Origin of the sequence: Rhizobium sp. Root708, from assembly GCF_001429725.1 — a bacterium.
Taxonomy (GTDB): Bacteria; Pseudomonadota; Alphaproteobacteria; order Rhizobiales; family Rhizobiaceae; genus Rhizobium.
The window spans coordinates 76607-93214 of the sequence record NZ_LMHV01000006.1 but is presented as its reverse complement, the minus strand read 5'-3'; the positions used below and the strand labels follow the sequence as shown (position 1 = coordinate 93214).

The 16608-nt window shown below is 60.5% G+C and carries 16 protein-coding genes; 10 read left to right on the top strand and 6 right to left on the bottom strand.

The window, feature by feature from the left end; genetic code table 11:
- Position 1: 1 nt before the first annotated feature.
- The 9 genes from ASE04_RS06635 (at position 2) to glpK (ending at position 10956) form a co-directional block, all read left to right on the top strand.
- A complete protein-coding gene (locus tag ASE04_RS06635; protein WP_056813929.1) occupies positions 2-856 on the top strand; it encodes a carbohydrate ABC transporter permease in 855 nt (284 codons plus the stop codon).
- Entirely contained in the window at positions 853-2598 is a 1746-nt protein-coding gene (gene araD, locus ASE04_RS06630) for an L-arabinonate dehydratase (protein WP_056813925.1), read from the top strand. The genes ASE04_RS06635 and araD overlap by 4 nt, the downstream gene beginning before the upstream one ends.
- Before the next feature lie 10 nt (positions 2599-2608).
- Positions 2609-3409, top strand: a complete 801-nt coding sequence (locus tag ASE04_RS06625; RefSeq protein ID WP_056813922.1) for an HpcH/HpaI aldolase family protein — start codon at positions 2609-2611, stop codon at positions 3407-3409.
- 10 nt (positions 3410-3419) lie between these two features.
- Positions 3420-4304, top strand: a complete 885-nt coding sequence (locus tag ASE04_RS06620; protein ID WP_056813919.1) for an SMP-30/gluconolactonase/LRE family protein — start codon at positions 3420-3422, stop codon at positions 4302-4304.
- 9 nt (positions 4305-4313) lie between these two features.
- Positions 4314-5078 (top strand): SDR family NAD(P)-dependent oxidoreductase, encoded by a 765-nt coding sequence (locus tag ASE04_RS06615; protein ID WP_056813916.1) that lies wholly within the window; start codon positions 4314-4316, stop codon positions 5076-5078.
- An 11-nt stretch (positions 5079-5089) separates the two neighbouring features.
- A complete protein-coding gene (locus tag ASE04_RS06610; protein WP_056814098.1) occupies positions 5090-7081 on the top strand; it encodes an alpha-glucosidase in 1992 nt (663 codons plus the stop codon).
- Positions 7082-7083: 2 nt separating this feature from the next.
- Positions 7084-7854, top strand: a complete 771-nt coding sequence (locus ASE04_RS06605) for a sulfite exporter TauE/SafE family protein (protein WP_056813913.1) — start codon at positions 7084-7086, stop codon at positions 7852-7854.
- Entirely contained in the window at positions 7851-9317 is a 1467-nt protein-coding gene (locus ASE04_RS06600) for an NAD-dependent succinate-semialdehyde dehydrogenase (protein ID WP_056813910.1), read from the top strand. The genes ASE04_RS06605 and ASE04_RS06600 overlap by 4 nt, the downstream gene beginning before the upstream one ends.
- 136 nt (positions 9318-9453) lie before the next feature.
- The gene (glpK, locus tag ASE04_RS06595; RefSeq protein ID WP_056813906.1) at positions 9454-10956 is read left to right on the top strand and encodes a glycerol kinase GlpK; all 1503 of its coding nucleotides are present in this window, start codon (positions 9454-9456) and stop codon (positions 10954-10956) included.
- A 51-nt stretch (positions 10957-11007) separates the two neighbouring features.
- Here the strand turns inward: glpK and ASE04_RS06590 are convergent, their stop codons facing one another.
- Complete coding sequence (locus ASE04_RS06590; RefSeq protein WP_056814097.1) at positions 11008-12150, bottom strand: M24 family metallopeptidase; 1143 nt, start codon at positions 12148-12150, stop codon at positions 11008-11010.
- Between the two features lie 471 nt (positions 12151-12621).
- Between ASE04_RS06590 and ASE04_RS06585 the strand changes: the two genes are divergently transcribed.
- Entirely contained in the window at positions 12622-13017 is a 396-nt protein-coding gene (locus ASE04_RS06585; RefSeq protein ID WP_056813904.1) for a Rap1a/Tai family immunity protein, read from the top strand.
- Positions 13018-13047: 30 nt separating this feature from the next.
- Here the strand turns inward: ASE04_RS06585 and ASE04_RS06580 are convergent, their stop codons facing one another.
- The 5 genes from ASE04_RS06580 to aroQ all read right to left on the bottom strand — a co-directional run bounded on the left by ASE04_RS06580 (position 13048) and on the right by aroQ (position 16523).
- A complete protein-coding gene (locus tag ASE04_RS06580) occupies positions 13048-13878 on the bottom strand; it encodes a shikimate dehydrogenase family protein (protein WP_056813901.1) in 831 nt (276 codons plus the stop codon).
- Between the two features lie 62 nt (positions 13879-13940).
- The gene (locus ASE04_RS06575) at positions 13941-14669 is read right to left on the bottom strand and encodes an amino acid ABC transporter ATP-binding protein (protein ID WP_156408720.1); all 729 of its coding nucleotides are present in this window, start codon (positions 14667-14669) and stop codon (positions 13941-13943) included.
- 77 nt (positions 14670-14746) lie between these two features.
- Entirely contained in the window at positions 14747-15388 is a 642-nt protein-coding gene (locus ASE04_RS06570) for an amino acid ABC transporter permease (protein ID WP_056813895.1), read from the bottom strand.
- A 13-nt stretch (positions 15389-15401) separates the two neighbouring features.
- Positions 15402-16070 (bottom strand): amino acid ABC transporter permease, encoded by a 669-nt coding sequence (locus ASE04_RS06565; protein ID WP_056813891.1) that lies wholly within the window; start codon positions 16068-16070, stop codon positions 15402-15404.
- 9 nt (positions 16071-16079) lie between these two features.
- Positions 16080-16523, bottom strand: coding sequence for a type II 3-dehydroquinate dehydratase (aroQ, locus tag ASE04_RS06560; protein ID WP_056813887.1), 444 nt, complete (start codon positions 16521-16523; stop codon positions 16080-16082).
- Between the last annotated feature and the right edge of the window lie 85 nt (positions 16524-16608).

Below are 16608 nucleotides of genomic sequence, written 5' to 3'. Positions count from 1 at the left end.
AATGACCACCACCACTGCATCGGGGTCTGGCAGCCTTCTTTCCGGCAAGCCGCTTCGCGCGATCGCCGCCATCATCCTGCTCGTCAACGGTATGTTTCCAGCGATGTGGATCCTGTTCACCTCGCTGAAAACGGAAGGCGAGCTGACAGCCAAGCCGATCACCTGGTTTCCGCACGCGCCGACGCTGCAGAATTACATGCAGGCCTTTTCGGACCAGCCGCTTCACCTGTTTCTGTTCAACAGTCTCATGGTGGCGCTCCTCTCGACCGTGCTGACGCTGCTTATCTCGGTGCTCGCAGCCTACGCTCTCGCACGCCTGAACCTGAAGCGTCGCGGGCTCATTCTTGCAGCCATCATCGCTGTCTCGACGTTCCCGCTGGTAACGTTGCTCGTCCCGCTCTTCGAAATCATGCGGACGCTGAACCTCCTCAACAGCTGGACGGCACTGGTCTTGCCATACACTGTGCTCAGCCTGCCGGTATGCACGCTGATGCTGGTGTCGTTCTTCGAGGGAATTCCGCGCGATCTCGAGAACGCCGCGATGATCGATGGCTGCACGCGGCTTGGTGCGCTGTTCAAGGTGGTGGTGCCGCTCTGTGCACCTGGCGTCTTCACCGCCGGCATCCTCGCCTTCGTCAATGCCTGGGACGAATTCCTCCTCGCCCTGTCGTTCAATTCCAATCCGCAGCTTCGCACGCTTCCTGTCGGCATCCAGCTCTATCAAGGCGAGTTTGCCTTCCCGTGGCCGGTGATTTCAGCCGCACTCGTGGTCGGTATCGTGCCGGTCGCCGTCCTGATCGTTATCTTCCAGGAGCGCGTCGTATCCGGTCTGACAGCAGGCGGTATCAAGGGATGACCGGCGTGAAAGCAAAACGTGATCTTGCCGACCTTCGCAGCCAGCGCTGGTTTGCCTCCGACGACATGCGTGGCTTCGCGCATCGCCAGCGTACCCAGCAGATGGGCATGCGCCGCGACGAGTTCGTGGGACGGCCGGTCATCGGCATCATCAACACCTGGAGCGAAATGAGCCCCTGCCACGCCCACCTGCGCGATCGCGCCGAGGCGGTCAAGCGTGGCGTCTGGCAGGCCGGCGGCTACCCGGTCGAGATGCCGGCCCTCTCGGTCGGTGAGGTCATGGTCAAGCCGACCACCATGCTCTATCGCAACTTCCTGGCGATGGAATGCGAGGAACTGCTCAGATCGCATCCGATCGACGGTGCTGTTCTGCTTGGCGGCTGCGACAAATCCACGCCGGCGCTTCTGATGGGCGCGATCTCGATGGACATTCCCGTTATCTTCTGTCCGGCCGGTCCGATGTCGAACGGACAATGGCGCGGTACGAAGACCGGTGCGGGAACCCATACCAAGAAGTACTGGGACGAACTGCGGGCCGGAAATATCACCCAGTCGGATTGGGTTGATCTCGAAAGCCGCATGACCCGCTCGGCCGGCACCTGCAACACCATCGGCACGGCCTCGACAATGACTTCGATCGTCGACGCCATGGGCCTGACGCTGCCGGGCGCCTCCTCGATCCCGGCAGTCGATTCCGGACATCCGCGCATGGCGTCTGCCTGCGGCGTGCGGATCGTCGAGATGGTCTGGGAGGATCTGAAGCCCTCCAACATCCTCAATCGCGCAAGCTTCTTCAATGGACTTGTCGCTTATATGGCGCTTGGTGGCTCGACCAATGCCGCCGTCCACCTCGTCGCCATGGCCAAGCGTGCCGGCGTTTCACTCACGCTCGACGACATGGCGGCGATGGCCGCAAAGGTCCCCGTCGCAGCCAATGTGTTCCCTTCGGGCGAGTTCCTGATGGAGGATTTCTATTTTGCGGGCGGATTGCTGGCACTCCTGAAGAAGTTCTCGCATCGGCTGGAGCTTGACTGCCTGACCGTGAACGGACGCACGCTCGGCGACAACATTTCCGATGCCGAATGCTGGAATGACGACGTCATCCGCGGCGAAGACAATCCCGTAGTGCCGCTGTCGCGCGGCAAGACGCTCGAGGTATTGCGCGGAAACCTCGCTCCGAATGGCGCGGTCATGAAATCGTCGGCCGCCAATCCGAAGTTCCTGAAGCATGTCGGTCCCGCAATTGTCTTCGACAATCCCGCGGTCATGAACAAGACCCTCGATGATCCCGATCTCGACATCACCGAAGATACCGTCATCGTCCTTCGTAATGCCGGTCCCGTCGGGGCGCCCGGAATGCCGGAATGGGGCAATCTGCCGATCCCGAAAAAACTCCTCAAGCAGGGTGTGCGCGACATGGTGCGCATCTGCGACGGACGCATGAGCGGCACGCACTACGGCACCTGCATTCTGCATGTCTCTCCAGAGGCCGCAATCGGCGGCCCGCTTGCTCTGCTAAAGACCGGCGATCTGGTGGAACTCGACGTTGCTGCCGGCTCCATCAACATGAAGGTCGACGAGGCCGAACTCGAACGGCGCCGTCGTGAGTGGAAGCCTACGGCACCCGTCTATCAGCGCTCCTTTGCCGCTCTCTACCAGCAGCATGTCAGCCAGGCGGACCAGGGTTGCGATTTCGATTTCCTGAGCGGAACGGCCGTCGTGCCGGATCCGGTCATTTTCTAAGGACACGAGCATGAGCCTCACCAACAATTTCAAGAGCTGGATTGAAGCTGGCGAACGCACTCCCCTTGGTACGTGGCTGATGGCCGCAGCGCCGTCGACGGCAGAGGCCCTTGGCTACGTAGGTTTCGATTTCCTCGTGGTCGACATGGAGCATGTGCCGATCGAGGTCTCCGACCTCGCCCAGATCCTACGGGCCGTTGGCTGCACGCCGGCTGAACCCGTCGTTCGCCTTGCCTGGAATGATCAGGTGCTGGTCAAGCGCGTCCTCGATGCCGGCGCACGTACAGTCATGCTGCCTTTCGTCCAGACAGCGGAGGAAGCAAAAGCTGCTGCGTCGTATACGCGCTATCCGCCACTCGGTGTTCGCGGTGTCGCTGCCGTTCACCGCGGCTCGAAGTTCGGCACGATCCCCGACTATCTGAAGCGTGCCAATGATCAGATCTGCACGATCGTGCAGCTCGAAACGCCCGAAGCGATCGAGCGACTGCCTGACATCGCCGCTGTCGAGGGTATCGACGGTGTATTCGTCGGCCCGGGTGATCTGTCGGCGGCGATGGGACACATCGGCAATATCGCTCACCCCGAGGTTCAGGCACTGATCGAGAAGGCCGCGAAGGACGCGCGTTCCGCCGGCAAGCCGATCGGCATCGTCGGGCCCAACCCCGAGATGGTTCAGAGGTTTATCGGATACGGCTACAGCTTTGCGGCGATCGCTTCCGACCTTGCGATGATGACCGGCCGCGCCAATGAATGGCTTGGCGTCTTGAATGGCGGCGCGGCCAAGCCGGCATTGCCGGCCGCCGCTTACTGAGGTGGCGACGGTGAGCACCGGCTTCACATCCGTTCTTGAGGCGAACACCCTTCTTGGCGAGTGCCCGCTGTGGTCAGTCACCGAGCAGGTGCTCTATTTCGTCGACATCAAGGCCTGCCGAATCCACCGCTTCGATCCGCTGTCGCAGCAATTGATGGCCCTGAAGCTGCCCGAGGAAGTCGGATGCATCGGGCTTGCAAAGGGTGGTGGGTTCATTGCGGGTCTCCGCTCCGGCCTATGGCTTCTCGACGAAAAAGGCGCGCTCCTGCGCAAGCTTGCCGACAATCCCGAGGACCAGGCGATCAGTCGCTTCAATGACGGCATGGTCGATCCGGCGGGACGCTTTGTCGCGGGTACTGTCGACGAGACGCGGGAACGGGGGATCGCCAGCCTTTACCGGTTCGATCGCGACGGGCTTGCCTCGCTCGCTTCCGGCCTGCTGACCTCGAACGGGGTTGCATTCTCGCCGGATGGAAAGCGGCTTTATCACTCCGATACGCTTCGCTACACGCTCTACACCTTCGATTATGAGCCGACGCGCGGCACGGCCAGCAATCGGCAGGTCTTCGCCAAGTTCGGGAACGATACCGACAAAGGCCGGCCGGACGGCGGCGCAGTCGACGTTGAGGGCTGCTATTGGACGGCGCTTTTCGAAGGCGGACGGGTCCAGCGTTATGATCCGGACGGCAATATGCTGGCGGAATACCAGGTCCCGGCTCTCTGCCCGACCATGGTGACGTTCGGCGGACCAGATATGAAAACGCTCTATTGCACCAGCGCGCGCGTCGGGCGCTCCGACGCCGAGCTTGCCAAATACCCGCTGTCGGGAGCGCTGTTTTCGATGCGCACCGAGGTCGCCGGTCTTCCCAAAACTCTGTTTGATCCCGAAGTGTGAGATCCTCTCATGTCGTCGACTTACGATTCCGTCCGCTACGCCTCGCTCAATGGCCGCAATGTGCTGATCACCGGCGGTGCGTCGGGCATTGGCGAAGAAATGGTGAAAGCCTTTGCCGAGCAAGGCGCAAAGGTGTCGTTCATCGACATTGATGCCGAGGGCGGCGCGCGCACTGCGGCGGCGACGGGGGCCGAATTCCACGCCGGCGACATTACGGATATCGAACGGCTCCGGAGCGCGGTCGGCACCGTCGAAGACAGGCACGGCGCCATCGACGTGCTGATCAATAACGCCGGCAAGGACGATCGCCACGCGATCGGCGACGTCGAGCCGGACTATTGGCGCCGCGCGCTTGCGCTCAATCTCGATCATCAGTTTTTTGTAACCCAGGCAGCCAGCCGCCTCATGGCCGAGCAGGCCCGTGGCTCGGTCATCATGCTCGGGTCGATTTCCTGGATGCGCGGTCGCCCGGGCATGGTCGGCTATACGACGGCGAAGGCCGCTATCAACGGCATGACCAAGACGCTGGCACGCGAGCTTGGGCCATCGGGAATCCGCGTTAACTGCATCGTGCCGGGCGCGATCGTCACAGAGCGCCAGCTGAAGCTCTGGACCTCACCCGAACAAAACCAGCAGTTTATCGATCTGCAGGCACTGAAATTCCGCCTCGACGCAACACACGTCGCTCGCATGGCGCTCTTCCTTGGTTCTGACGAGAGCGCCGGCTGCACGGGCGCGAACTTCGTCGTCGACGCTGGCCTCACACAAAACTGAGCATGACGGACATGAAACTCGAAACAACACCCACCGGCTTTACCATTTCGCTGAACGGCCACGCCGTCCTGCGCCACAGCGCCTCGACGCCTGCATTCTATGTTGGTCACGGCGATGAGCGCATGGACATGTATCGCGGCAACTTCGACATCGAGGACTACGTGATCGAACGCAGCGCGCTGCGTTATGCGGTCGTCGATGGTGACACGGTGACGCTGTGCGAGCGCGAAGGGCAGCCCGCCCGTCTTGTGATCAGGCTTAAGGGCACGGCGTTGGAGTTCGCGGCCGAGGATTCGTCGATCAATCGGTTCTGGATGCGCGTCGTTGCCGATCATGACGAGCATGTCTGGGGCGGTGGCGAGCAGATGTCCTATTTCGACATGCGCGGGCGCCGCTTCCCGCTGTGGACATCCGAACCCGGCGTCGGCCGCGACAAGGCGAGCGAGATAACCTTCAAGTCGAATGTCGAAGGCAAGGCGGGCGGAGACTACTACAACACCAATTACCCGCAGCCGACCTACATCTCGTCCAACCGATATGCCCTGCACGTCGAGACGAGCGCCTATTCGGTGTTCGATTTCAGGCGCATGACATTTCACGAGATCGAGGCTTGGGCGGTGCCCGAGCGTATCGAGCTCTACGGAGCAGCGACGTTCGTCGAACTCGTGGAAATTCTCTCCGCGCGCTTTGGCAGACAGCCGCAGTTGCCTGAGTGGGTCTACAACGGCGCAATCATCGGCCTGAAGGACGGCACGAACTCGTTCACTCGCCTGGAGAAGATGAAGGAGGCCGGGGTCAAGGTTTCCGGCCTCTGGTGTGAGGATTGGGTTGGGCTTCGTCACACATCCTTCGGCGCCCGACTGTTCTGGGACTGGCAGGCGAATGAAGAGCGCTACCCCGGTCTTCGCCAGCGCATTGACAAGCTCCACGAAGAGGGCGTTCGTTTCCTGGGTTACGTCAACCCTTATCTCTGCGTCGACGGGCCGCTGTTCGAGGAAGCCGAGAAGGCCGGCTACTTCGCGAAGGACGAGTTTGGCCGCACCGCCCTCGTGGACTTTGGCGAGTTTGACTGCGGTGTCGTCGACTTCACCAATCCGGCGGCCGCCGATTGGTTTGCCGATTCCGTGATCGGCGGCAAAATGCTCGACTACGGCCTGTCAGGCTGGATGGCGGATTTCGGTGAATATCTGCCGATCGACGTCGAGCTGGCAAATGGCGTCGACGCGAAGATCATGCACAATCAATGGCCGACGCTGTGGGCCGAGGTGAATGCCAAGGCTGTGGCAAGCCGCGGCAAGACTGGCGAGGCATTGTTCTTCATGCGTGCCGGCTTTACTGGCGTGCAGAAGCACTGCCCGCTTCTGTGGGGCGGCGACCAGTCGGTCGATTTCTCTCGCCATGATGGCCTAGTGACTGTCATCTGCGCGGCCCTGTCAGCCGGCCTGCTGGGCAACGCCTATCACCATTCCGATATCGGCGGATATACCAGCCTCTTCGGCAACGTCCGCACCCCCGAGCTTCTGATGCGCTGGGCCGAGATGGCAGCCTTCACGTCCGTCATGCGCAGCCATGAAGGCAATCGGCCCCGCGACAACGTGCAGATCGATCAAGACCCGGAGGTGCTTGCGCACTTTGCCCGGATGACCGGTATCTACGTGCATATGGCGCCGTACCTGAAAACGCTCTCGGCCGAAGCCGCGGCAAAGGGGCTGCCGGTGCAGCGTCCACTGTTCCTGCACTATGAACACGACCGCAACACCTACGGAATCCAGGATAGCTACCTCTATGGCTCCGACGTGCTGGTCGCGCCGATCTGGCAGGCTGCCCAAAGCGAGCGCACCGTGTACCTGCCGGAAGGCTCCAGCTGGACGCACGCCTGGAGCGGCGAGCAATACAGTGGCGGTAAGGAGATAACTGTCGCTTCGCCGCTCGGCGAACCGCCGGTCTTCTATCGCTCGGATTCTCCTTTCGCTGGCCGATTTGCCGAGCTGCGGACGCTCTAGCGATGGATCCGCATGGCCTGGGCATTTTGCTTTTACTTTCAGCGGTCGCTGCGTACCTGCAGACGCTGACAGGATTTGCATTCGGCCTCATCATGATGGGTGGGGTCGGGCTCACCGGCGTTATTGCCGTGCCTGACGCAGCTGTCCTTGTCAGCTGCCTAACGTTCGTCAATGCCGCCCAGGTGCTGGCCAAAGGCTGGCGTGACATTGCCGTGCGCGAGTTCGTGCCGATCATTGTCGCAAGCATTCTCATGCTTTTCGTCGGCTATTGGCTGCTCGGTCTTATGGCGGCCGCTTCGATCGACTGGCTGAAAGTCGTGCTCGGGGCGGTGATCGTCATCTCAAGCATCCAGTTGGCGATGAAGCCGACACCGCTTGCCAGTCTGTCGTCGGCCGGATCCTTCGCATTCTTCGGCGCCGTTGCCGGATTGATGGGAGGGCTCTTCTCCACCGCCGGACCGCCGCTCGTCTATCATCTCTATCGTCAGCCGCTACCGCAGCCGACGATCCGGGAAACGCTTGTCGCGGTGTTTGCGATGAACGCCGTCATTCGCCTTGCCGTGGTGGCATTAGCGGGTGACATGCCGCAAACCGGCTTCTGGTGGGGCTTGCTGGCGATCCCCGTTGTCATTCTCGTAACGTTCGCGGCGAAGCGCTGGCCGCCGCCGATTTCGAACCTGTCGCTGCGCCGCGTGGCCTTTGGCCTTCTTCTCCTGTCGGGCCTGTCGCTCGCCTTACCCGCTCTCTTCAAGATCATCGGAGGTCTGTCATGACTGCATCCACACTTTCGCTCAAAGACCAATCTCTTCTGACCGATAAGGCATTCGTTGCCGGCGAATGGATTTCATCGCCAACCGGCAAGACGTTTGCCGTGACCGACCCTTTCGACGGCTCTGTGATCGCAAACGTACCGGATCTCGATCGCTCCGTTGTCCAGAAGGCAATCGATGCCGCTGAAACTGCACAAAAGCTATGGGCGCGGAAAACGGCGAAGGAACGCGCTCAGGTTCTGAAGCGCTGGTATGACCTCATTGTCGCAAATGCCGACGACCTGGCTCTCATCCTGACGACAGAGCAGGGCAAGCCGCTCGCAGAAGCCAAGGGCGAAGTCGTCTCGAACGCCGCCTATCTCGAATGGTTTGCCGAAGAGGCAAAGCGCATCGATGGCGACATCATTCCGGGTGCCACTCCCGGCCAACGCATCATGGTTCTGAAGCAGCCCGTCGGCGTCTGCGCCGCGATCACGCCATGGAATTTTCCGAACGGCATGATCACCCGCAAAGCTGGGCCTGCACTTGCCGCCGGCTGCAGCATGATCCTGAAGCCGGCGTCACAGACGCCGCTGTCGGCATTGGCGCTTGCCGTGCTGGCAGAGCGCGCAGGCGTGCCAAAGGGCGTCTTCTCGGTTGTCACAGGTGAAGCGAAGCCGATCGGCCTTGAGTTTTGCCACAATCCGAAAGTTGCCAAGATCACGTTTACGGGCTCGACCGGCGTTGGCCGCTGGCTGATGAAGGAAGCCGCCGACGGCATCAAGCGCTTGTCTCTCGAACTCGGCGGCAATGCGCCGTTCATCGTCTTCGATGATGCAGATATCGATGCGGCAGTCGCCGGCGCGATGATTTCCAAGTTCCGCAACGCCGGTCAGACGTGCGTTTGCGCCAACCGCATCTATGTGCAGGAGAGCGTCGTCGAGGCCTTCACGGAAAAGCTGCTCGCAAAGGTTTCCGAGCTGAGGCTTGGCCGCGGCACCGAGGACGGTGTCAGCCAGGGGCCTCTGATCGACGAGCGTGCGGTGGCCAAAATGGAAGAGCATGTTGCCGACGCACTTGCCAATGGCGGCAGGCTTCTTACCGGCGGCAGCAGGAGCGACCTTGGCGGCAACTTCTATCAGCCGACCGTGATCGCAGGCGTGACGCAGGCGATGAAGGTTGCCAAGGAAGAGACGTTTGCGCCACTCGCTCCTATTATCTCCTTCAAGAACGAGGAGGACGTCATCGCGATGGCTAACGACAGCGAGTTCGGGCTTGCATCCTATTTCTACGCCCGCGACATGGCGCGTGTCTGGCGGGTTTCGGAAGCGCTTGAGGCGGGAATGGTCGGCGTCAACACCGGCATGATCGCCAACGAGATGGCGCCGTTCGGCGGGATCAAGCAGTCGGGGATGGGCCGCGAAGGCTCGAAGTACGGCATCGAAGGCTTCCTCGAGCTGAAGTACGTCTGCGTCGCGGGCATCTGATCCGCCATCCACCTTACTCAAGTGACAAAAGGCAGCCGGCAAATGTCGGCTGCCTAGAAGACGATGCTGGTAAGGCGCTGGCCGCCGGGGGCTCAAGCTTTGCGTCGTCTCTTTAACGCCCGAACGGAATTGGAAAATGAAGAACGGCTTTATCCTGGCAGTTGACCAAGGCACGACGTCCACGCGGTCCATCGTGTTCTCCTCCGATTTCAGTGCGAAAGGTATCGATCAACAGGAATTTCCGCAGCAGTTTCCGCGGTCCGGTTGGGTGGAGCACAATCCGGAAGACTTGTGGCGCACAACCGTCGAGACGGCGCGCGGCGCAATTGCCAATGCCGGCCTGACGGCAGCCGAGATTGCCGCACTTGGCATTACCAACCAGCGCGAAACAACGGTTGTATGGGATCGGCGAACAGGCAAGGCGATCCACAATGCCATCGTATGGCAGGACCGTCGAACGGCTGAAGCCTGCGATCGTCTTCGTCGCGAAGGGGCGGCTGAGCTCATTAGCACACGCTCCGGTCTTCTTATCGATGCCTATTTCTCGGCCAGCAAGATCGCATGGATCCTCGACAATGTCGCGGGTGCCCGCGCTGCTGCCGATGCCGGCCACCTCGCTTTCGGAACAGTCGACAGCTGGCTCGTCTATCGCCTGACGGGAGGACGAAAGCATGTCACGGATATCACCAATGCTTGTAGGACGATGCTATGCGACATCGCAACCGGCCAGTGGGACGAGGATCTGTTGCAGTGCTTCAACATCCCTCGGTCCCTTCTGCCTGAGATTCTCGACAACGTTGACACCTTCGGGGTTACCGAGCGCAGCATCCTCGGTGCCGAGATTCCCATCCGGGGTGTTGCCGGCGACCAGCATGCATCGCTGATCGGGCAGGCGTGCTTCGAGCCTGGAATGATGAAGGCAACCTACGGCACGGGTTGCTTTGCGCTGCTGAATACCGGCACCGAGCGGATCACATCCAAGAACCGACTTTTGACGACGATTGGCTACAAGATCGGACCGGAGATCACCTATGCGCTGGAGGGCTCGATCTTCGTCGCCGGTGCGGCCATCCAGTGGCTGCGCGATGGTCTCGGCATTATTTCCGACGCCGGCCAGAGCGCCGATCTAGCTGCAAAGGCAGACGCTCAGCAACAGATCTATCTCGTTCCGGCCTTCACCGGTCTCGGAGCGCCCTGGTGGGATCCGTCGGCACGCGCTTCGCTGTTCGGCATGACACGAAATTCCGGTCCGGCCGAACTGGCGCGCGCGGCCCTCGACTCCATTTGCCTGCAAACCTACGACCTGATGCACGCGATGAAGGGCGACTGGCCGGAGGCGTCCTTGTCCCTATTGCGGGTCGATGGTGGCGTATCGAAGAATGATTGGGCAATGCAGCGGCTTGCCAATATCGTCGGCGTTGGTGTGCAGCGGGCGCAGTCGGCGGAAAGCACCGCACTCGGAGCGGCATGGTTGGCCGGCTATGGGGCGGGTTGCTGGCCCGAACCGAGTCGCTTTGCCGCGGAATGGGTGGCGGGCGAAAGCTTTTCGCCATCCACCGATACGGAATGGAACCGTGCGCTGGTCAAGGGATGGGAAGCTGCCGTGCGTGCGACGATTCAATTTGCCGCGCACGCATAACGATGTCCGGGCGCTGCCCGGACTCGTTCGCAACGATGGCCGGCTTTCGGCTCAGGCGAAAGGTTCGGCCGGGCTCGTCGCCGGCTGGGTGAACCACTTGGCACCTTCGGACGTCATGTGGATATGATCCTCCAGTCGAATGCCAAACAATTCAGGCAGAACGATCATAGGCTCGTTGGAGAAGCACATGCCTTCTTCGAGAGGCGTGGTGTTGCCGCGAACGATGTAGGGCTCCTCGTGGATCTCAAGCCCGAGGCCATGCCCGGCGCGATGAGGCAGACCCGGAAGGCGGTAATCGGGGCCGAGCCCGTGCCGGACGAGAACGGCACGCGCCGCGTCATCAAGAGTGTGGCAGGGGGCACCGATATAGGCGGCGTCGAAAACGGCTTGCTGCGCTTCACGTTCGATCGACCAGATCCGGGCGAACTCCGCGTCGGGTTCGTCGATCATGTAGGTGCGCGTCAGGTCGGAATGATAGCCGTCGATGCGCGTTCCGGTATCCACGAGGATCGCCTGGCCGGACTCCAGAACCTGGTCGCCATCGGCGCCATGCGGCAACGCGCTGGCCGCGCCGAAGGAGACGATGCAGAATGTCGAGCCAATCGTCGCGCCGAGGGCTCGATGCTGCTCGTCGATGTATCGCACTACGTCGGATGCGCGGACGCCGGGCCGCATGATCGAATGCGCGCGCTTGTGAACCTCGAGCGTCAGGTTCATGGCGTATTGGATCAAGGCGATCTCGGAGGCCGACTTCCGCGCGCGTTGATCGCGAATGATGCGTGTGCCATCCACGAGGCGTTCGGCGCCGAGGCTCGCTGCCAGTGCGTGATAGATAAATAGCGGCAGACTATCGTCAAGCGCCACCTTTCCCTTTGAACCGGCCAACGAGGCAACCAGATCGGCCGGACTCTGCTCCTCTTCCCAGGTGGCGAGATCGCCCGGAAGATGCGGCAGCATCTCAACGCGGCTGAGTTCAAAGCCGGGAACGACGTATGTCAGGGCGTTTGACGTGATAAGGGCGCCAAGCAGCCGTTCGCTCTGATGCCAGACAAGACCGGTGAAATAGCGCAGGCTTTCTGATGAGCCCAGCAACACTGCCGATACGCCGGCTGCGCTCATGGTCTCGCGCAGCCGCTGCAGTCGCGCCAGCCGTTCGGTGTAGTCGATAAACGGCGGAAGCGCGGGCAAAGACATGTCGACTCCTTGATAGAAAAACGGGATCACCATTGGGCGATGTCGGTCTTTTTATATTTTACACGTACACAACTTGTCGACAAGAAAACATCTGCGGCGGAAGCACGCTTCCGGAAGATACTCTTTGGCGGCTCTTCCGAACAATGAGGCCCCCCGGTTCGGCTGCAAAAGTCGACAACCGCAGGTGTGTTTGGCGAGTGGTGGGCATGCAACTCCGGACAGGTGACGGTTTAAGGGGCATCGTTGTTGCCTCGGACCACGCCGGAACGGTGTAATTTGCGATGAGCCTCCGGCCAGCCTTCCACGGGACCGGCCGCCCAATTTACGATAAAATGCTGAGCGCAACGATGGTCACCATGTCGTGCGAGGCGACTTGCGTTTGTTGTTTGCCGTTTTCCGGGATGTGCGGGGTGGTATAAAAGGCAGCGATGGTTAGAAGAAGAGATCGTGCGAATTTGCAGGAGTCGTTCCTTGCGTATCCATCCTCTTTTCTTCCTGGCTTTTCTTATGCTGCCGATGAGCAATTCCGCCTTGGCGGCGAACTTCGTGACCGTCGAGCAGTTCCAGGCTCTGTGCAAGAGCGACCAGCAAGGCGCAACAAACTATATGGCCGGCTTGCTGGACAGCCGGGCATATCTCGAACGCAGGTTCTATGAGAGCATCCGTTCGCAGCCGACCCGCGCGGCGTCATGGGAACGCCTGAGAGAACGGCTTCTACCGGAATACTGCATACCGACATCGAGTGCCGCGCAGGTTGCCCAAGAGCTGTGCCATTGGCTCGATACCCACGAGTTGAAGGGCACGACCTCGATGAGTTCGGCCGTCAATCGGGCATTCCCGAAGAAATTTCCCTGCCCTGAAGAATAGGAGGATCGCTCGATCCTTGTCACTAGGAGCTCAGCCAAGCTTTGCGAGCGAACGCAAATGTTCCGCTGTCGTCGTCGGAAAGCCGAAGAATTCGAGATAGGCGGGAATTTGCTCAAACAGCATGTCTGTTCCAACCTGATAATCGCATCCAAGCGCCTTGGCAGCCTGCAGAAGCGGCGTCATCTGCTCCTTCATCACGACCTCGCCGACGAAGGTCGAGGAAGAAAGGCGGGCGACGTCGAAGGGTAGCGGGTCATTCTTCTGCATGCCAAGCGGCGTCGCGTTGACGACAATGTCGAAGCCATCGGGGTTGTTTGAGCCAGTCGTGACGTGAACGTTGGGGTAATGCGTTCGAAGCCGCTCGCCCAAGCTCATCATCGATGCATCCTCAGGATCAAAAAGCGCGATCCTGCCGACACCGGCATTTGCGAGCGAGGCCGCGATCGCGGAGCCGACGCCGCCGGCGCCGGCAATAAGGACGCTGGCCCCAGTGACCTGCCGGCCCTTTCGCAGAAGTCCGCGTACGAAGCCTTCGCCATCGAACATGTCGCCGATCAGTTCTCCCTCCGGTCCGAGGCGAACCGCGTTGCAAGCCCCCGCAACCTTGGCATTGGTAGACGTCCGATCGAGCAGCCGCATCGTCGTGACCTTGTGCGGCATGGTAATCAGCGCACCGTGAATATTGGAAAGGCGGAAAACAAGCTTCAGAAACGAAGGGTAGTCGGCTGGCTTGCATCCCATCGGCACGACGACGGCATCGATACCTGCCTGTTGGAAATAGGGATTGTATATCAGCGGGGCTTTGAACGCCTCCGTGGGGTAGCCAAGGTGCGCGATGAGTTTCGTTGTGCCGGTAATCATGTCATTGAACTCTTGGATGGACCCGATCGTCTGGGCCGGGCCGACGCGGCAATGGGTTCGATCTAGTTGCGCAGGATCTCTCCGAGGAACTTGCGCGTCCGCTCGTGTCTGGGGTTGGTGAAGAATTCGGCTGGTGGCGCCTCCTCCACGACGGCGCCGCTCGCCATGAAGATCACCCTGTCGGCCACCTGGCGAGCAAAGCCCATCTCATGAGTGACGCAGATCATCGTCATGCCCTCATCGGCGAGGCTGATCATGGTGTCGAGCACTTCCTTGACCATCTCCGGATCGAGCGCGGACGTCGGCTCGTCGAACAGCATTATCTTCGGCCGCATGCAGAGGGCTCGAGCTATGGCCACGCGCTGTTGCTGGCCGCCGGAAAGCTGCAACGGATACTTGTTGGCCTGTTCGAGGATTTTGACCCGACCGAGCAGCGAGCGTGCGCGCTCTTCAGCCTCCGCCTTGCCAAGGCCAAGCGCCCGCATCGGCGCCAGCATGCAATTCTGAAGCACAGTCAGGTGCGGGAAGAGATTGAACTGCTGGAAAACCATGCCCACCTCGCGGCGAATGGCGTCGATTGCCTTCGACTGGTTGCCCAACAGAATGCCGCCGACCCGGATTTCCCCCTTCTGGTAGGTTTCGAGATGGTTGATGCAGCGAATGAGCGTGGATTTTCCACTGCCGGAAGGCCCGCACAAAACAATCTTCTCGCCCTTGTGGACGGACATGTTGATGTCGTGGAGCGCATGAAACGCGCCATACCACTTCTCCACGTTGTTCATCGTGATCATCGTATGACCTGTCGAAGCCAGATCGGACGTATTCATCGTTCAAGTCTCCAAAAATCGCCGGGACGGCCGTGATCCGATCAGCGCGCCGAGGCTGCGAATTTGCGTTCCAGTCGCGCGCCGAAGATCGTCAGCGGGCAGCACATCAGGAAGTACAGCGCACCGACGACGCCGAAGACCGTCAGCGGCTGAAAGATCTGGTTGGAAATGATGTTCCCTGCCCGCGTCAGTTCGGTAAAGCCGACGATCGAGGCGAGGGAAGTGCCCTTGATGAGCTGGACGAGAAATCCGATCGTTGCGGGCAGCGAGATGCGCAGCGCCTGCGGCAGTACGATGTCCTTCATGCGCGAGACGTATTTGAGACTGAGAGCCTTGGCGGCCTCCGTCTGTCCTCGCGGAACCGCATCGATCGCGCCTCTCCAGATTTCGCCGAGATACGCGCTTGCATGAAGCGTCAAGCCGATGGCCACGGCGACCCACGCGTCAAGCTTCATGCCGATGAGGGCCAGACCGTAGTAGACGACGAAGAGCTGCATGAGCAGCGGTGTGCCTTGGAAGATCGCGATGTAGCCCGCGGTCACGCGCTCCAACAGCGGGATCTGGCATGTGCGCGCCAGGGCCACGCCCAGCCCCGCAATGCATCCGCAGACAAAGCCGACGGCGGACAACAGCACCGTCCATTTGAGACCGATCAGCAGGAAAACGAACTCTTCGCGACCCATGGCTGTCGCTCCTCTACTTGACCGGATAGGTGAAATAACGCGCCGAGAAGAAGGCAAACAGGCGCATCATGACCCAGGAAATCACGAGGTAGAACAGCGTGACGGTGAAATAGACCTCGAAGCTCCGAAAGCTCTCGGACTCGATCCGTTGTGAAACCGAGGTCAGTTCGTAAGCCGAGATCGCCGAGGCGATGCTTGTCGAAAGGGTCAGCAAAACAAACTGGCTGGTCAACGATGGATAGATCGCGCGCAGCGCCGGTTTGAGAATGATCAGTCGGAACACCTGTGCCTTGTGAAGGCCAAGGGCAAGGCCTGCCTCCATCTGTCCTTTCGGGATCGACTGGACGCCGCCGCGGATAATCTCGATCGCATAGGCTCCGCCGTTGATGCCGAGCGCGATGATGGCCGTTGGCGTCGGATCAAGCCGAATGCCGGCGAGCGGCAGGGCGAAATAGAGAAAGAATATCTGGACCAGGAACGGCGTGTTGCGGATCAGTTCCACGAAGGCGATCACCAGCCAGCGCACCGGTTTCAAGGCGCTGTCGCGCAACGCCACGCCGCCGACGCCGATGACGATTGCCAGGATCATGCCGCAGATGGCGAGGAAGAATGTGCCGAGACAGCCAAGAAGGAGAGTTGGGAGCCCGTCGATGACAGGCGAGAAGTCGAGCGTGTAGTTCATCGCAGTCCCTCAGCCCCGTCGAACCATTCCGGCCATGGCCTGCACGGCCAGCTCATAACCATCCGCTCCGAACCCGATCAGGATCGCCGTCGCGATCCGGGAGATCAGCGATTTGTGGTAAATCTCTTCCCGCGCGTGGACATTGGAAATATGCAGCTCGATCTTCGGTGGTTCGAACGTCTTCAGGGCATCGAGTAGTGCGATTGACGTGAATGTATAGGCCGCGGGGTTGATGATGATGCCGCAGGCTTGGTTGCGTGCCTGATGAACGCTTTCAACGAGTTCGCCTTCAAAATTGGTCTGGCGGAAATCGATCGCGAAACCAAGGGTTTCCGCCTTGCTGATGCATTTCGCCTTGATGTCGTCGAGTGTTGTCGTTCCATAGATCGCAGGCTCGCGCTGGCCGAGCAGGTTCAAATTCGGTCCATTGAGAACGAAAATCGTTCTGGTCATGATCTCGCTCCATGGCGCAAGGCAGTCTGGCGGTGTGAGGTGCAAGCCGGTTGGGCATCAAAGCCAATGCCCAACCGCATCGTTC

Bases quoted from the DNA above. Each gene is read 5' to 3' on its own strand.
- ASE04_RS06575 (WP_156408720.1), bottom strand. From the start codon at position 14,669: ATGATCACGATGAACAACGTGGAGAAGTGGTATGGCGCGTTTCATGCG.
- ASE04_RS06610 (WP_056814098.1), top strand. From the start codon at position 5,090: ATGAAACTCGAAACAACACCCACCGGCTTTACCATTTCGCTGAACGGC.
- ASE04_RS06625 (WP_056813922.1), top strand. From the start codon at position 2,609: ATGAGCCTCACCAACAATTTCAAGAGCTGGATTGAAGCTGGCGAACGC.
- ASE04_RS06570 (WP_056813895.1), bottom strand. From the start codon at position 15,388: ATGGGTCGCGAAGAGTTCGTTTTCCTGCTGATCGGTCTCAAATGGACG.
- araD (WP_056813925.1), top strand. From the start codon at position 853: ATGACCGGCGTGAAAGCAAAACGTGATCTTGCCGACCTTCGCAGCCAG.
- ASE04_RS06635 (WP_056813929.1), top strand. From the start codon at position 2: ATGACCACCACCACTGCATCGGGGTCTGGCAGCCTTCTTTCCGGCAAG.
- ASE04_RS06600 (WP_056813910.1), top strand. From the start codon at position 7,851: ATGACTGCATCCACACTTTCGCTCAAAGACCAATCTCTTCTGACCGAT.
- glpK (WP_056813906.1), top strand. From the start codon at position 9,454: ATGAAGAACGGCTTTATCCTGGCAGTTGACCAAGGCACGACGTCCACG.
- aroQ (WP_056813887.1), bottom strand. From the start codon at position 16,523: ATGACCAGAACGATTTTCGTTCTCAATGGACCGAATTTGAACCTGCTC.
- ASE04_RS06580 (WP_056813901.1), bottom strand. From the start codon at position 13,878: ATGATTACCGGCACAACGAAACTCATCGCGCACCTTGGCTACCCCACG.
- ASE04_RS06590 (WP_056814097.1), bottom strand. From the start codon at position 12,150: ATGTCTTTGCCCGCGCTTCCGCCGTTTATCGACTACACCGAACGGCTG.
- ASE04_RS06615 (WP_056813916.1), top strand. From the start codon at position 4,314: ATGTCGTCGACTTACGATTCCGTCCGCTACGCCTCGCTCAATGGCCGC.
- ASE04_RS06605 (WP_056813913.1), top strand. From the start codon at position 7,084: ATGGATCCGCATGGCCTGGGCATTTTGCTTTTACTTTCAGCGGTCGCT.
- ASE04_RS06565 (WP_056813891.1), bottom strand. From the start codon at position 16,070: ATGAACTACACGCTCGACTTCTCGCCTGTCATCGACGGGCTCCCAACT.